The sequence below is a fragment of the Aeromonas sp. FDAARGOS 1411 genome (genome assembly GCF_019047125.1).
Taxonomy (GTDB): Bacteria; Pseudomonadota; Gammaproteobacteria; order Enterobacterales; family Aeromonadaceae; genus Aeromonas; species Aeromonas veronii.
Window position 1 is genome coordinate 1900857 of the sequence record NZ_CP077214.1, and the last position, 16716, is coordinate 1917572.

Below are 16716 nucleotides of genomic sequence, written 5' to 3' on the forward strand. Positions count from 1 at the left end.
GCGCCATCTTGGCGCGGCATCCTGCGTGGGATGGGGGGACAAGCCTGTGCTTTTTTGCCATAATGCCGCCTCATTTTATCCCGACCGAGATCCCATGACCGACGCAGTTCATACCCTCAAGGGCCGTTTCCGTGGTTTTTACCCCGTCGTCATCGATGTTGAAACAGCCGGGTTCAACGCCAAGACCGATGCCCTGCTCGAAATCGCGGCTTACACCCTGAAAATGGATGAGCAGGGCTGGCTCGTTCCCGATCAGGTATTCCACTTTCATGTCGAGCCCTTCGAAGGGGCCAACCTGGAAAAGGCTGCGCTGGAGTTCACCGGCATCGACCCCTACAACCCGTTGCGTGGCGCTGTCTCGGAAAAAGAGGCACTGACCGAGATCTTCAAGGGGATCCGCAAGGGAATGAAGGAGCAGGATTGCAGCCGCGCCATCATAGTGGCCCACAACGCCACCTTTGATCACGGCTTCGTGATGGCTGCCGCCGAGCGCGCTGGCCTCAAGCGCAATCCATTCCACCCGTTTGCGACCTTCGACACCGCTGCTCTCTCCGGATTGGCGCTGGGTCAGACCGTGCTGGCCAAAGCGTGCCAGAGTGCCCGCATCCCGTTTGACAATAAAGAGGCGCACTCTGCCCTCTATGACACCGAACGCACCACAGAGCTGTTCTGTCATATCGTTAACCGCTGGAAGAGCATGGGGGGTTGGCCGCCAGCGCATCCGGATGATGACACAACCGATGCTCCTGCCGACGATGAGGGGCAAGAATAAACGGATGAAGGCTGCCACTGGCAGCCTTCGCTTTTTGGGGAAGTGATTGATTGCACAGCGCACCGGAAATCTCTATCAAGGTCACTATCCACCGCAGCGCATGGGATGCACGGATACAAACAGGTCACAAACCCTCATGTTGAGCAACCTTGTGCCACATGCTGCTGCGATATGAGGGGGTTGACTGATTTTTTTCTCGACATTTGTCACATTTTTCGCAAACTAACTCCCCTTCACATGACAGACAGCAATAACAAACTATAAGGAAATCAAATGAATCCAGTTGTTATCGCAGTCGGGCTGATGCTGGTGCTCAGTCTGCTGCGGATCAATGTGGTGGTCTCGCTGGCGCTGGGGGCCATTGCTGGCGGCCTGGTCGGTGGGCTGTCGTTGACCGATACCCTCACCACCTTCAGCGGTGGTCTGGGCGGTGGCGCCGAGATTGCCCTCTCCTACGCCATGCTGGGCGCCTTTGCGGTTGCCATCTCCCGCTCCGGGATCACCGACCTGCTGGCCCGCAAGGTGATCAACCAGTTGGGCAAGGATGCCAGCTCGACCCGCATCATGTGGGTCAAAACCCTGCTGCTCTCTTCCGTGCTGGCCGTGGCGATCTCCTCCCAGAACCTGATCCCGGTTCACATCGCCTTTATTCCCATCCTGATCCCGCCACTGCTGCATGTGATGGCGCAGATGCAGATCGACCGTCGTCAGGTGGCCTGTGTCATCACCTTTGGCCTGACAGCTACCTATATGGTGCTGCCGGTCGGCTTTGGTGGCATCTTCCTGAACAACATTCTGGCCAAGAACCTGATCGATAACGGCGTGCCCATCACCACCAGCCAGATCCCGCTGGCGATGGCCATTCCGGTCGCGGGTATGGTACTGGGCCTGCTGATTGCGGTATTCATCAGCTATCGCAAACCGCGCCAGTACGATCTGGCCAAGATCCTGGATGCCGAGCCCGAAGCGGTCGAGCTCAACCTCACCCACATCTGGGTGGCCCTGCTGGCCATTGGCGTAGCGCTGGGGCTGCAACTGATGACCAACAGCATCGTACTGGGTGCGCTGGCCGGTTTTGTCATCTTCACCTGCGGCGGCGTCATCAAGTTTCGCGAAAGCCAGGATGCTTTCACCCAGGGGGTGCGGATGATGTCGCTGATCGGCTTCATCATGATCTCTGCCGCCGGTTTTGCCGCCGTGATGAAGGCAACTCACGGGGTCGACTCTCTGGTTCAGGTGGTCGCCTCCGGCATCGGTCAGCACAAGGGGATCGCCGCCTTCCTGATGCTGCTGGTGGGTCTGCTCATCACCATGGGGATCGGCTCCTCCTTCTCCACCGTGCCCATCATCGCCACCATCTATGTGCCGCTCTGTCTGCAGCTTGGCTTCTCACCGATGGCGATCATCGCCCTGGTCGGTACCGCAGGCGCGCTGGGGGATGCGGGTTCACCCGCCTCCGACTCGACCCTGGGCCCCACCTCAGGCCTCAACGCCGATGGTCAGCACGACCATATCTGGGACAGCGTGGTGCCCACCTTTATTCACTACAACATCCCGCTGGTGATCTTCGGCTGGATTGCCGCCATGGTGCTCTGATAGCCCCTCGGGCTGCGACCTCTGCACATCACAATGCAAAACAAGAAGGCGACCAGATGGTCGCCTTCTTTATTGATGCCAACCAATTACCCCGCTCGATATGAATAATGGCTGCCAGCCAGACAAAGCCTCTGAGCGGCCAACTAGTCGCCACCCCTTGCGACCGCCGGAGTCAGCGGGCGCAATGCTGTCACTCCCCATCCAACTATCCGCCCAAGTGCATACGTCCCAACGCTTGCCAATACAAAGAAACGGCTGCCAGCCCAGACCTATGGCAGAACGGCGGATGATACCCAACCACGTCACAACCGCCTGTCGAGTAGAAAAGGTATTCTCTCTTTCCCCGACATCCAGTCATCAAATAGTGGCCATCATGCGCTCCCCCATTTAACGGCTTATGCCGATCTGGCGTTCAGTAAGAACACAGGGTAAACCGCAGGCAGAAAAAAAGGCCGCTCAATGAGCGGCCTTCTTCATAACGGGATCAGCAATCAGCTTTCGCGACGCTTGCCACCGAATTTGCGATCTTTGTTGAAGCCACCTTCACGGCGCTCCCCGCTCTTGTTGAACGGACGGTCACCCTGGGGACGGCGATCCTTGTTGAAAGGACGGTCGCCACGGAACGGACGATCACCACGGGGCGGACGGCTGCTGGTGTTGCCACCGGCCGGCACTTCGGTGTAGCGAGTGATCTGCAGCGGACGCTGGCAAACACGGGCTTTCTTGATCACTTCCAGCACATCGGCGCTCATACCCTTGGGCAGGTCGACGGTAGAGAAGTCGTCAGCGATGTCGATGTTGCCGATGAAGCGGCTCTCGATATTCGCTTCGTTGGCGATGGCGCCCACGATCTGGCCCGGCTTGACGCCGTGATGAGCACCCACGTCTACACGATAGCGCTCCATCTCCACATCCGGGTTGTCTTTCAGCGGACGGGGCTCCAGGGACGGCATGCGACGGGCAGGACGATCGCCACGGTCACCGAAGTCACGACCACCACGGTCGTTGAAGTCACGGCGCTCGAAGCCACCACGATCGTTGCTGTTGTTGAACAGCGGATCCGGAATGGAATCATCCAGCAGCAGCGGTTGGTCACCCTGTACCAGCTTGGCCAGTGCAGCAGCCAGCTCCAGCGGATCGGCAGAATCTTCTTCGATCAGCTCGTTGACCAGGTTGTGGTAGATCTCGAGCTCTTCACCCATCATGGTTTCGCGGATGCGCTCTTTGAACTTGGCCATACGATGCTGGTTGATGTCCTCGGTGCTCGGCATCTTCATCGGCTCGATGGCCTGACGGGTTGCGTGCTCGATGGCGCGCAGCATACGACGCTCGCGCGGGGCGACGAACAGAATGGCTTCGCCTTTACGACCGGCACGACCGGTACGGCCGATACGGTGAACGTAAGATTCGGTGTCGTACGGAATGTCGTAGTTCACTACGTGAGTGATGCGCTCAACGTCCAGACCACGGGCGACAACGTCGGTGGCGATCAGGATATCCAGCTGGCCTTGACGCAGTTTGTCGACGGTACGCTCACGCAGTTTCTGCGGGATGTCGCCGTGCAGCGCTTCACAGGCGTGACCACGGGCGGCAAGCTTGCCAGCCAGCTCTTCGGCAGCGTTCTTGGTACGCACGAACACCAGCAGGGCTTCGTAGGATTCCACTTCCAGCAGACGGGTCATGGCGTCCAGCTTGTGCAGACCGGTTACCTGCCAGTAGCGCTGGCGAATAGTGGTAGCGGTAGCAGTCTTGGAGGCAATCTTGATCTCTTTGGGCTGCTTCAGGTGCTTCTGGGCCACGCGACGGATCTGCTCCGGCATGGTGGCAGAGAACAGGGCAACCTGACGAGTGCTCGGGCACTGCTCCATGATCCAGTCAACGTCGTCGATGAAGCCCATACGCAGCATTTCATCAGCTTCGTCCAGTACCAGAGCTTTCAGGCCGGAGAGGTCCAGGTTCTTGCGACGGATCAGATCCATCACGCGGCCCGGAGTACCGACGACAACCTGAGCACCGCGACGCAGGGCGCGGGTCTGGGTTTCGTAGGAGGCACCACCGTAGATCGGCAGTACGTGGAAATCAGGCATGTGGTGGGCATAGCGTTGGCACGCTTCAGCCACTTGCAGCGCCAGTTCGCGGGTAGGCGCCAGCACCAAGATCTGGGTGTTGCGGTTACCAGCTTCCAGACGAGACAACAGAGGCAAGGCAAAAGCAGCGGTCTTCCCTGTACCGGTTTGCGCCTGCCCCAGCAGATCGTGTCCCGCCATCAGGTGGGGAATTGCTGCGGCCTGGATCGGTGACGGGCGCTCATAGCCCACGTCCTGCAGCGCTTTCAATACAGGCGCGGCCAGTCCAAGCTCACTAAAAAGGGGCAGTTGTTCGGTATCAGACATAGATTCTTCCAGATTAAGGCAGGCGGCTAACACCGCGGAATAGCAAAAAGGCGGCGATTATAGCGCCACTTTGTTCTGCTGTCTTGAAAAATGTGATAAGCCTCTCAAGACGTTGGCAATTATAGAGGGATCTGGCGAGTATGGCTTGCTTATTTTGCACTCATAGTGCGTTATTGCAGATCACTCCTCGCTGGAGTCCTTGCCCCGCTTGTGTTTGAGCACCGCCATAGTCAGTCGGCTGGTGCACAATAAACGCTCACGTTCGTCCCGAATTTCAATCTGCCACACCTGGGTTGTTGCTCCCAGATGGAGCGGCGCGCAACGCCCGGTCACCACCCCTTCCCGCTTGGCTCGCAGATGGTTGGCATTCACCTCCAACCCCACACAGTAGCTATCTGGCCCCACCGCCATATTGGCCGCCAGCGACCCAAGCGTCTCCGCCAGCACCACGGACGCACCACCATGCAGCATGCCAAGGGGCTGGTGGGTGCGGTGATCCACCGGCATGGTCGCTTCCAACCAGTCGGGGCCAAAAGCGGTGTAGATGATATCGAGGTGGGCCATCAGGGTGTTGCGAGAGGTGGCGTTGAGGCCTTCCAGACTCATGGGTTTACGCCAGATGTGCGCAATATCGTGACTCATTGCGAGCAGACTCCTTATGTAAGCGATGAATGCGTACCGATATGAGTGAAACGACCTCCATCGGCAACATGGTTCGGTTATATGAGTTGTTGGTTACCAGGTGACTTGGTAACAACGCAGCCCCGACCCGGAGCTGCGTGTTACACAATCATGCCCTTAAGCGGGATGTCACCAGGGGTAGGTAACGCCGGGCCACTCGGACCAAGGCACATCTCGCCCCGGCAAGCGGGGTTCTGGCCACTGCCACCCCCTGGCGAGCCACTCGCGCAGCTGAATCTCCAGCTCCTCATCCGTGATGGGCGCCTCGGCCACCTTCCAAAAGAAGAGCTCCACCGCTACCTCTGGCAGCACCGAGGGGTAGAGATAAACCCCGCCCCAAAATTGCGGCTCCCGATCCGGGCTCCAGAGGCCATAGGCAAAGGAGCGCTTGGCCAGAAACTCCGACTGCTGCCACTCCAGATCTCCTTCGTGCTGGCTCAGGCTGAAGTTGGCCGAGGGCCAGATATCGTTCGGGCGAAACAGCTGATGGAGCTGCTCGCGCTCGCGCAACATGGCGACAAACTCCACCACCGCCTGAGCGGGAGTGGCGGGTAACAGCAAGAAACGTGGGTGCCGATAGGCCTTCGGCACCCGAAACCGCTTGGGAAACGTCAGCATCAGAGCAGCTCCAGCAGGGCTTGCAATGGATGTTTGAGCTTTTCCCCCTCCATCCGCTTGACCTGACTGCGACACGAATAGCCGGTCGCCAGGCAGCGCGCTTTGGGTAGACGGGCGAGCGGGTCGGCCCAGCTCAGTCCATAGATGCCCTTGGAGTTCTCCACCTGTTTGACGTCATGACCATAGGTGCCCGCCATACCGCAGCAACCCACAGAGACCGGCTGCAAGCTGGCCCCGAAACGACCAAACAGGGTGCTCCAGTCACCGTGAGTGGAGGGCTTGGCGGTCTTCTCGGTGCAGTGGGCAAAGAGATACCAGGGCTCGCCCCCCTCCTCGCTCTTGGTCTTGTCAGTGCGAGCAGGCAGTTGATCTGCTGGCAGCGAGAGCAGCCACTCCTGCGGCAACAACACCTGAAAATCACCGCGGGCCGACCCCAGCGCCTTGGCATACTCGTCGCGATAGCAGAGCACCATGGCCGGATCCACCCCCACCATGGGAATGCCAAGCGCCGCCACCTTGTTGAGGAACTGGGCGCTGTTGGCCGCTGTACGGGCAAAGGCGCGCAGGAACCCCTTGATATGCTGGGGTTTACCGTTGGGTTTAAAGGGCAACAAGTAGGGCTGGAAGCCGAGCTTGCTGGCGAGTTTCACCAGGTCGCGCACCACAGGGGCGTCGTAATAGCTGGTGAAGGGGTCCTGCACGATGAGCACCACCTGCTTGCGCTGCTCGGCACTCATCCGCTCCAGACCCGGCAGATCAAAATAGCGGGCGCGGTTATCGTGCAGGCTCTCGGCCAGGGTCGGCACCGAGAGCAGCGGCACATCGACCATGCCGATGCTCTTCTCGGTCGCCTTCTGGGCCCACTCTTTTTCGAGAAAGAAGTTGACCAGCTTCGGTGCCTTGGCGAGCAGCGGCGCATAGCTTTCAACGGTGCCGACGAAGTAATCCTTCGGCGCACGCAGGTAGCGGCCGTGGTAGAGCTGCATAAAGCGGGCGCGAAAATCGGGTACATCCACCTTGATCGGGCACTGGCTGGTACATGCCTTGCAGGCCAGACAGCCCGCCATCGCCTCCATCACCTCATGGGAGAAGTCATACTCGCCGCGCTGTTTGGCCCAGCTGTTGCGCACCTTGTCCACCAGCTGTTTGAAGCGCACACCACCGGATTGCAGTGCCACCTCTTCCGCCAACGGATCGAAGCCCTGCTCCGCCAGCTGACGCAACCATTCACGCATCAGGCCCGCCCGCCCCTTGGGGGAGTGGCGGCGATCGCGGCTGATCTTGACCGAGGGGCACATGGGGGAGTCGGTCTCGAAGGTGAAGCAGAGACCGTTGCCGTTACAATCCATGGCGCGGGTGTAGCTGGTGCGCACCGCGAGCGGGATCTGGCGGTCATACTTGCCGCGCTTGGGCCCATCCACCGACACTAACTCAGCGCCGCTACCGTAGGGGATACAGATCTTGCCCGGGTTGATGCGGTTGCCCGGGTCGAATACCCCCTTGACCCGCTGCAGCTCTTCCCACAGCTCGCCAAAGAAGGCGGGGCTGTATTCGGAGCGAAAGCCCTTGCCATGCTCGCCCCACATCAGGCCGCCATATTTGGCAGTGAGCGCCACCACCTGATCGGAGATGCGGCGCAGCAGCACCTCCTGCTCGGGCTCGCACAAATCCAGCGCCGGGCGCACGTGCAGCACACCGGCATCGACGTGGCCGAACATGCCGTAGTCGAGGCCGTGGGCATCCAGCAGGGCACGAAACTCCATGATGAAATCGGCCAGAGATTCGGGCGGCACCGCGGTATCTTCGGTAAAGGCCACCGGCTTCTTGCGACCTTCGGCATTGCCCAGCAGCCCCACCGACTTCTTGCGCATGGTGTAGATGGTCTCGATGCTCGGCAGGTGGTCACACACCTGATAGCCGATGATCCCCGCCTCACCCTTGGCCAGCAGCGCATCAATACGGCGACAGAGCTCCGCCACCTTGGCCTTGTGTTCTGCTTCATCGGTATCGGCAAACTCGACGATATTGAGCCCCTGCAGATCCTTGCCGGGCACATCCTGAATAAGTTCTTTCACCGAATGCCAGATGATGTCGGCGCGGGCCAGCCCGAGCACCCGGGAGTCTACCGTCTCCACCGACAGCGCTTGGGCCTCAACCATAAAGGGGGCGTTGCGCAGGGCGGAGGGAAAACTGTCGTACTTGACGTTGACGAGCGTCCGGTAGCGCGGGATTGGCGTGATATTGAGTTTGGCTTCGGTGATAAAGCCGAGAGACCCTTCAGATCCGCACAGCACCCGGCTCACATCCAGCGTGTCGGTATCCGGTTGATAGAGGTGCTTGAGATCGTAGCCTGTCAGAAAGCGGTTGAGCTTGGGGAAGGTCGCCTCGATGTCGGCGCGGCGCTCCTTGCCGATGCGATAGAGGGTGCGATAGATCTCTCCTTCGCGACTCTCCAGCGCCAGCTTGTCGGCCAGTCGCTCACCGGTCAGCGGCTCGGTGGCCATGATGTCGCCATTCTCCAGCACCGCCTTGAGACCCAGCACGTGATCCGAGGTTTTGCCGTAGACCAGAGACCCCTGCCCCGAGGCATCGGTGTTGATCATGCCCCCTAAGGTGGCGCGATTGGAGGTGGAGAGATCCGGCGAGAAGAAGTAACCGTGGGGCTTGAGATAGGCGTTGAGCAGGTCTTTCACCACCCCGGCCTGGGCTCGCACCCACCCCTCCTCCAGATTAATTTCCATGATCTGGTTCATATAACGGGAGAGATCGACGATAATGCCGCCGCCCAATGACTGGCCATTGGTGCCGGTACCGCCACCGCGAGGGAAAAAACTCAGGGAGGCGAACGCCGGCTCTGCGGCCAGCTTGAGCATTGCTGCTATGTCGTCCGCACTGCGCGGATAGAGAACCGCCTGAGGTACTACCTGATAGACGCTGTTATCCGTCGCCATCGCCAACCGGCTTGCATAAGACTTTTCGATATCACCACGAAATGCGCTGCGCTCTAGCAACTCAAGAAACTGCAGGGTTGCGGGTGACAAACTGTCCTGGTAATCGAGTCTCGGGATCATGAATCCTTGTTCCCATCCTTTGCTTGATGCCGGCACGCCGGCGACAACGACTGGCCAGCCGCCTGTCAATGGCAGTCAGGCCAGTCCGCTCACATGTGAGCGGGCAGTATATCAGCTAGAAAACCGCTTGCGCTTGGCAATATTCACCATTTGAAAGGAGGACTTTTATGGCTCACCACAGCCATGTTATCAGTACGCTGGTCACCACCGAAAAACAGGCGCTTACCCTGTCGCTGTTCGGTTGTATCACCTTTGCCATCTTCGGCATCGGCTACGGCCTCTTCGTCGGTTCCAACGCCATCATGCTCGATGGTATCTTCACCCTGTTCAGCATGGGCATGACAGGCCTCGGTCTTGTTACCGCCTATCTCGTTACCCGCCCTTCCGATGCGCGCTTCCAGTATGGCTACGCCCACTTCGAGCCCATAACCAACGTCATCAATGGCACCATTATTCTGCTGCTCTGCCTTGGCGCTCTCTATAGCGGCATCACCACCCTGCTGGAGGGAGGACGGGAGATCGATCTCGGCCACGCTCTCATCTATGCCGCCGTCTCCACCTTCTTCTGCGCCATCATCTATCGTATCGAAGCCCAGGTCGCCGAGCAGGTAGACTCCGAGCTGGTGCGGGTCGACTCCAAGGAGTGGCTGGTGGATACCCTGCTCAGCGCCACCCTGCTTATCGGTTTCGTGGTCGCCATCGGCCTCGATGCCATCGGCTACGGCCAATACAACCGCTACATAGACCCAGTGCTGGTTTCGCTACTGGCCCTTTGCGCCACTCTCATTCCCATCAAGGTGCTCGGTCGCAACCTGCGGGAAGTGTTGAAGATCGCCCCCAAGGGAGATGTGCCACGGCAAGTCGAGCAGGAGATCGAGGCGCTGCGCCAGCGCCACGGCATAGAGTGCTACAGCCATCTGGCCAAAAGCGGTCGCCGCTTCGATCTGGAATTGAACATTCTGGTGGCGCCGGGTCAGGAGTGGCCCGTCGAACGTCAGGATGCCCTGCGCCAGGAGCTCTGGTCTCGCCTTGGCGACACCCTGGGCGATGCCTGGCTGTCGGTCTGTTTCACCCGTGAAAAGCGCTGGTTGTAACGACCGCATGGGGGAGCGTGGCACCGCCGCCTCCCCCTGTCGCATCACAACCCCATCACGCCCCACTGACACTGCTCTTGCCAAATTGGCGCCAGCCGCTATCATCAGGGCTCATTTTTCACCCGAGGTTTTATTGCCCATCATGGACAATCCCCGAAGTTGCCCTTCGTCTCTCTCTGTCAAAGCCTATCTTTTTCTGCTTAATCAGCGCCTCTGAATAACACCTTTGCCTTGCTGTTACTGCGGCCATCGTGCGCCGTGATCACTCTCTGCTCTGTCTGTTTTTATTGAGGTCATACAATGGAATTGCTGCTGGATCCCCATATCTGGATTGGTCTGTTTACCCTGATCATTCTGGAAATCGTGCTGGGGATCGACAACCTGGTCTTTATCGCCATCCTGGTGAAAAAACTGCCCCCCGCCCAACGGGACAAGGCGCGCATTATCGGCCTGTCGCTGGCCCTGCTGATGCGACTAGGACTTCTGAGCGTCATGTCATGGCTGGTCACCCTGACCACCCCGATTTTGCACCTGTGGGATCACCCCTTCTCCGGTCGGGACCTGATCCTGATGGGGGGCGGCCTGTTCCTGCTGTTCAAGGCCACCTCCGAGCTGCACGAGCGGCTGGAAGCCAAACCTCAGGATGACGGCCCTGTCGGCGCCTACGCCAGCTTCGGCGTGGTGATCGCCCAAATTCTGGTGCTCGATGCGGTCTTCTCGCTCGACTCCATCATCACCGCCGTCGGCATGGTGGAACACTTGGGTGTGATGATGGCCGCCGTGACCATCGCCATGGTGGTGATGGTGCTGGCCTCCAAGCCGCTGACCCGCTTCGTCAACGCCCACCCTACCGTGGTGGTGCTCTGTCTGAGCTTCCTGCTGATGATCGGCTTCAGCCTGGTGGCGGAAGGATTCGGCTTCCATATTCCGAAGGGCTACCTCTACGCAGCCATCGGCTTCTCGGTGCTGATCGAGTTTTTCAACCAGCTGGCCCAGCGCAGCGCCATGCGTCACGAATCCAAACAGCCCCTGCGCGAGCGCACCACCGCCGCCATCTTCAAATTGATGGGCAGCAAGGCCTATCAGGATCAGCCGGATGACGATCTGGATGCCCCGGCCGTAGCGCCGGTGAGCTTTGGCGAGGAGGAGCGCTATATGGTGACCGGCGTGCTGTCGCTGGCCGAGCGCTCCATTCGCACCATCATGACCCCGCGCTCGGAGATGGCCTGGATCGATATCAACGACTCCAGCGACGAGATCCGCGCCCTGCTGCAGCGCGAGCCCCACAGCCTGTTCCCCATCTGTGACGGGGATCTGGACGAGGTGATCGGAGTGGTCAAGGCGCGGGACCTGCTGTTTGCCCTCAACGAAGGGCAATCCTTAAGCGCGCTGGCCAAGCAGAACGATCCCATAATCGTGCCGCAGACCATCAACGTGATCCGCCTGCTGGCGGAGCTGCGCAAAGCCAAGGGGAGCCTTATTCTGGTCTCCGACGAGTTTGGCGTGATCCAGGGGCTGGTCACCACCCACGATCTGCTGGAGGCCATCGTCGGCGAGCTGCCGGACGAGGACGAAACCCCGGATATAGTGCGCGATGGCGAAGGGTGGCTGATCAATGGCAGCACCAACATCCACCATGTGGAGCAGGTGCTGGAGCACGAGGGGCTGGTGAGCGAGAGCGACGAGTACGTGACCCTGGCCGGCATGCTGCTCTCCCACTTCGGCACCCTGCCCACCCCGGGCCAGCAGCTGCAACTGCAGGCGCTCAACTTCGAGGTGCTGGAGGTAAGCGAGCGGCGCATTGAGCGGGTACGGGTGATGCCGGTCGCTGGCTAATCGAGCCGCAACGCAATCATGAGAAGAGGGCCAGCGAGCCCTCTTTTTTTATTCGCCTTTCATTTGCATGTGATGCACCGATTGCAACACCCTCTCTGCCCCGCCAGCCATCCGCCGCGACGTTCATCCGCAGTCAGTCGCGATTGCTGCATTCAGTGCAATTCAATGGTGCAATTACCCCTCTTTGTTGCAACGCTATTGGCGGCTAGAGTCACCATCAATCCCACCATGAGGAACTCAAGATGAGCCACGATCACCTGTTTTGCCCGCAGCGACTGGGTCAGCTGCACCTTGCCAACCGCATCGTCATGCCCCCCATGACCCGCTCCCGTGCCAGTCAGCCGGGTGACGTGGCCAACGCCATGATGGCCACCTACTACGCCCAGCGCGCCGAGGCGGGCCTGATCATCAGCGAAGGCACCCAAATCGACCCCATGGGCAAGGGCTATGCCTGGACGCCGGGCATCTACAGCGCCGAGCAGATCGCTGGCTGGAAGCTCGTGACCGATGCCGTGCACGCCAAGGGGGGCACCATCTTCGCCCAGCTCTGGCACGTGGGCCGAGTCACCCATCCGGACAACATCGGCGGCGCCCAGCCCATCTCGGCCTCGGCCTTGCCCGCAGTGGGCGTCAAGGTGTTCGTCGATAATGGCAGCGATGCGCCGGGCTTTGTCGAGACCGTCACTCCGCGCGCCATGACCCAGGCCGATATCGATGCGGTGGTGGGCCAGTTCCGTCAGGCGGCCCGCAACGCCATCAGCGCCGGTTTTGACGGCATCGAGCTGCACGCCGCCAACGGATATCTGATCAACCAGTTCCTCGACTCCGAATCCAACGCCCGCACCGACAATTACGGCGGATCGCTGGAGAACCGGTTGCGCTTCCTCAAAGAGGTGACCGAGGCAGTCAGCAGCGAAATCGGGGCTGACCGGGTCGGGGTGCGCCTTGCGCCGCTCACCACCCTCAACGGCACCGTCGATGCCAATCCGCAGGAGACCTATCTGGCGGCCGCCCGCCTACTGGGCCAGCTCAACGTGGTCTACCTGCACATTGCCGAGGCGGACTGGGACGATGCCCCCCTGATGCCGAAGAACTTCAAACTGGGTCTGCGGGATGCCTTCCCCAACACCCTGATCTACGCCGGTAAATATGATGGTGATCGCGCACGCGCCGCCCTCGATGCCGGCTGGGCCGACATGATTGGCTTTGGTCGCCCCTTCGTCGCCAACCCGGATCTGCCGAACCGGCTGCGCCACGGCTATCCGCTGGCCCCACACGATCCGGCCACCCTGTTTGGCGGCGGCGAAAAAGGGCTGACAGACTACCCCGTCTATCAGGCCGAGGACGCAGCAGCCAGCCGCTGATTGCCAATGGCCAACCGGCCACGTAAAGCAGGCCCCACAGGTTGGGGCCCGCCGTATTGTTGCGCATTAGCAACAGTGATATGACTGACCGAATCACTGTTGCAATGACCTCGTTGTTCTCTCCCCTCGCTTTCACAAGGAGTCATCATGAATCACACCCAAGCCTGGTGCTGGCATGCCCCCGGTGAACCGACCCAGCTTACCCTCGCCGATCTGCCCCTGGCACCGCTCGCCCCTGACGAGGTACTGGTGGCCAACCGGGTCATCGCCTTCAATCCGGTGGACTGGAAGCTGATCGAATATGGCCACTCCAACTGGCAGGATGGTCAGGTGCCCGGCGTCGATGGCATGGGCACTATCGTGGCCCTCGGCGCCAACGTCAGCCATCTGCGCCTCGGTGCCCGGGTCGCCTATCACACCGACCTGCGCCACCACGGCAGCTTTGCCCGCCACACCCGGGTACCAGCCCGCGCCCTGCTGCCGGTGCCCGATGCCCTAAGTGACGAGGCGGCCGCCGCCCTGCCCTGTCCCGGCCTCACTGCCTGGCAGGCGCTGGCCAAGCTGCCGCGCCTGCAAGGGGAAGCGCTGCTCATCACAGGTGCCGGCAGCAGTGTCGGCCGCTTTGCGGTGCAACTGGCCCTCCAGCAAGGAGCGCGGGTCTTTGCCAGCGCCAGCTCACGCCACCATCACTGGCTCAAGCAGATAGGTGTGCAGGGGGTGGCCGATTATCGGGATCCCGACTGGCTGGCCACTTTGCAGGCGGCCAACGGCAACGAGCCGTTTGAGGGGATCATCGATCTGGTCTCCAGCCAACAGGCAGAAAGCTTGCTGCCCGCCCTTGGCTACTACGGTCACATGGTGACTGTGCTCGGGCGCATCCCGCACAATCCGCTGCCCGCCTTTAGCCATTGCCACTCGTTGCACGAGATTGCGCTGGGCGCCCAGCACGCCTTTGGCTCGGACAAACAGTGGAGCCGACTGGTCGCCGCCGGTGTCGCCATGATGGCGCAGATGGCGAGCGGCGAGCTGACCCTGCCGCCACTGGTGGTCGGCGACTTTGAGGAACTACCCACCCTGCTCGAGCGCTTCAAGCGCGAAGGACAAGGGGAGAAGTTTCTGGTGCGAATGGCATAACGCTGACCTGCCCTGATAACCACACCGACCATTGAAACGAAAGAGGCCCGCCAGTGATGGCGGGCCTCTCTTTATATAGTGCATGTCATCTCGACTTCATTGGCGCCTTACTCAATGCAAGATCACCCCGTGAGTCGCGGCATAACTGCGGATCTCCCGGGTCAGCCGCGCCTTGTCGGCCAGAGAGAGCCAGCTCGCCTCCACCGCATTGAGCGACAAGCGGCAGAGCTGACTCATGGTCGCGCCAAGGCCATCGGCCAGCGCCACAAAGTTGGCATTCATATAGCCGCCAAAGTAGGCGGGATCGTCCGAGTTGATGGTGACGCAGAGCCCCTGCTCCAGCAGCCGCAACACATTGTGCTGGGCCATATTGCCGAACACCTTGAGCCGGGTGTTGGAGAGGGGGCAGACGGTGAGCGGCAGCCGGGTATCCGCCAGATAGCGCAGCAGCTCGGGATCGTCGGCCGAGCGCACCCCGTGATCGATGCGGCATACCTGCAGCTCGTTGATCGCCTGCCAGATGTAGTCGGCAGGCCCCTCTTCACCGGCGTGGGCCACTACCGGCAGCCCCAGCTCGCGGCATTTGGCAAAAATCCGGGCAAACTTGGTCGGCGGATTGCCCTTCTCCCCAGAGTCGAGGCCGATGCCGTGAATGCGTGACAAGAAGGGCATAGCCTCTGCCAACGTAGCGAACGCTTCATCCTCGCTCAGGTGGCGCAAAAAGCTCATGATAAGCCGCCAGCTGACGCCAAACTCCTGCTCCCCGCGCTGCAGCGCCCGCTCGATGCCGCCCAGCACAGTAGCAAAAGGAACGCCGCGGGCGGTGTGGGTCTGCGGGTCGAAGAAGATCTCCACATGCACCACCTTGTCGGCGGCGCACCGCTCAAGATAGGCCCAGGTGAGGTCGAAAAAGTCCTGCTCGGTCACCAGCACGCTGGCGCCGCGATAGTAGAGATCGAGAAAGGATTGCAGGCAGTCAAAGTCATAGGCGGCGCGCACGCTGGCCACATCGGGCCAGGGCAGTGGCACACCGTTGCGGCGGCCCAGCTCAAACATCAACTCGGGTTCGAGGCTGCCCTCGATATGCAGGTGCAGCTCCAGTTTCGGCAGTCCGGCGATAAATTGCGCGGCGGTGAGGTGTTCGGGTGTGACTGGCTTGGAAATCGGGGTGTCCATAGCGACGGCTCCATCAGCAAAGTGATCCGGCGTCAGCCCCTCCACCAGACTGACCCGACGGCAGCTTTATTGTGCACCGAAGTGGCGAGACAGGGGAGACTTGTCATCAAACAGACTTATAATGGCGTCACAAAAATCATAAATGATTGAACATCTTAACGATTGGCGGCTCGCCTGCGCCCTGACAAGGAGTTTTCATGAAGAAGAACGTCATCTGCGATATCGACGGTGTCATCCTGCACAACAACGATCTCATCCCCGGTGCCGACCGTTTTGTCCATCGCCTGCTGGAGCAGGGCAGCAAGCTCTTGTTCCTCACCAACTACCCGGCCCAGACCCAGAAAGATCTGCAAAACCGCTTCCGCTCCGCCGGGATCGAAGTGCCGGAGGAGTGCTTCTACACCTCCGCCATGGGCACCGCCGACTTTCTCAAGCGTCAGGATGGCAAGAAGGCGTATGTGATCGGTGAAGGGGCGCTGACCCACGAGCTCTACAAGGCCGGTTTCACCATCACCGACATAGACCCCGACTTCGTGGTGGTGGGGGAGACCCGCAACTACAACTGGACCATGATGCAACAGGGAGCCAAGTTCGTCGATCAGGGGGCCCGCTTTATCGCCACCAACCCCGACACCCACGGCCCCATGATGCACCCGGCCTGCGGCGCCCTGTGCGCCCCCATCGAGCGGATGACCGGCAAGAAGCCGTTTTATGTCGGCAAACCGAGCGCCTGGATCATCCGTGCGGCGCTCAACCGGATGGAGGCCCACTCCGACGACACCATCATCATCGGCGACAACCTGCGCACCGACATTCTGGCGGGCTTTCAGGCCGGTCTCGAGACGGTGCTGGTGCTCTCCGGGGTGAGCAAGGTCGCCGATATCGACCGTATGCCGTTCAGACCGAACCACATCTTCGACTCCGTGGTCGACATCGATATCGTCTAATCACCACCCAAGCGTTAAACAGGGCAGGTCTCTC

The 16716-nt window shown here is 60.4% G+C and carries 12 protein-coding genes; 7 read left to right on the plus strand and 5 right to left on the minus strand.

The window, feature by feature from the left end:
* Positions 1-94: 94 nt before the first annotated feature.
* A complete protein-coding gene (gene rnt / locus I6L41_RS08340; protein ID WP_076491791.1) occupies positions 95-772 on the plus strand; it encodes a ribonuclease T in 678 nt (225 codons plus the stop codon).
* Between the two features lie 273 nt (positions 773-1045).
* Positions 1046-2368, plus strand: a complete 1323-nt coding sequence (locus tag I6L41_RS08345; RefSeq protein ID WP_005361308.1) for a Na+/H+ antiporter family protein — start codon at positions 1046-1048, stop codon at positions 2366-2368.
* A gap of 491 nt (positions 2369-2859) precedes the next feature.
* On the opposite strand, the gene I6L41_RS08350 is transcribed toward I6L41_RS08345, so the two are convergent.
* The 4 genes from I6L41_RS08350 to I6L41_RS08365 all read right to left on the minus strand — a co-directional run bounded on the left by I6L41_RS08350 (position 2860) and on the right by I6L41_RS08365 (position 9131).
* On the minus strand, positions 2860-4761 hold the full coding sequence (locus I6L41_RS08350; protein ID WP_216963330.1) for a DEAD/DEAH box helicase: 1902 nt from the start codon (positions 4759-4761) through the stop codon (positions 2860-2862).
* Between the two features lie 180 nt (positions 4762-4941).
* A complete protein-coding gene (locus I6L41_RS08355) occupies positions 4942-5403 on the minus strand; it encodes a hotdog fold thioesterase (RefSeq protein WP_216963333.1) in 462 nt (153 codons plus the stop codon).
* A gap of 168 nt (positions 5404-5571) precedes the next feature.
* The gene (locus I6L41_RS08360; protein ID WP_216963336.1) at positions 5572-6060 is read right to left on the minus strand and encodes a hypothetical protein; all 489 of its coding nucleotides are present in this window, start codon (positions 6058-6060) and stop codon (positions 5572-5574) included.
* Positions 6060-9131, minus strand: coding sequence for an FAD-binding and (Fe-S)-binding domain-containing protein (locus tag I6L41_RS08365; RefSeq protein ID WP_216963339.1), 3072 nt, complete (start codon positions 9129-9131; stop codon positions 6060-6062). Before I6L41_RS08365 ends, I6L41_RS08360 begins: the two co-directional genes overlap by 1 nt.
* 167 nt (positions 9132-9298) lie before the next feature.
* Between I6L41_RS08365 and I6L41_RS08370 the strand changes: the two genes are divergently transcribed.
* The 4 genes from I6L41_RS08370 to I6L41_RS08385 all read left to right on the plus strand — a co-directional run bounded on the left by I6L41_RS08370 (position 9299) and on the right by I6L41_RS08385 (position 14559).
* A complete protein-coding gene (locus tag I6L41_RS08370; protein WP_042080468.1) occupies positions 9299-10225 on the plus strand; it encodes a cation diffusion facilitator family transporter in 927 nt (308 codons plus the stop codon).
* Positions 10226-10525: 300 nt separating this feature from the next.
* Positions 10526-12061 (plus strand): TerC family protein, encoded by a 1536-nt coding sequence (locus tag I6L41_RS08375; protein ID WP_216951016.1) that lies wholly within the window; start codon positions 10526-10528, stop codon positions 12059-12061.
* 242 nt (positions 12062-12303) lie between these two features.
* Complete coding sequence (locus I6L41_RS08380; RefSeq protein ID WP_216963342.1) at positions 12304-13425, plus strand: alkene reductase; 1122 nt, start codon at positions 12304-12306, stop codon at positions 13423-13425.
* 147 nt (positions 13426-13572) lie between these two features.
* Positions 13573-14559 (plus strand): zinc-binding dehydrogenase, encoded by a 987-nt coding sequence (locus I6L41_RS08385; protein WP_216963344.1) that lies wholly within the window; start codon positions 13573-13575, stop codon positions 14557-14559.
* Positions 14560-14670: 111 nt separating this feature from the next.
* Here I6L41_RS08385 and I6L41_RS08390 read toward each other — a convergent pair whose 3' ends face one another.
* A complete protein-coding gene (locus tag I6L41_RS08390) occupies positions 14671-15735 on the minus strand; it encodes an adenosine deaminase (RefSeq protein WP_216963346.1) in 1065 nt (354 codons plus the stop codon).
* A gap of 197 nt (positions 15736-15932) precedes the next feature.
* Here I6L41_RS08390 and I6L41_RS08395 point away from each other — a divergent pair, with 197 nt between their 5' ends.
* The gene (locus I6L41_RS08395; RefSeq protein WP_005337281.1) at positions 15933-16682 is read left to right on the plus strand and encodes an HAD-IIA family hydrolase; all 750 of its coding nucleotides are present in this window, start codon (positions 15933-15935) and stop codon (positions 16680-16682) included.
* Positions 16683-16716 lie beyond the last annotated feature (34 nt).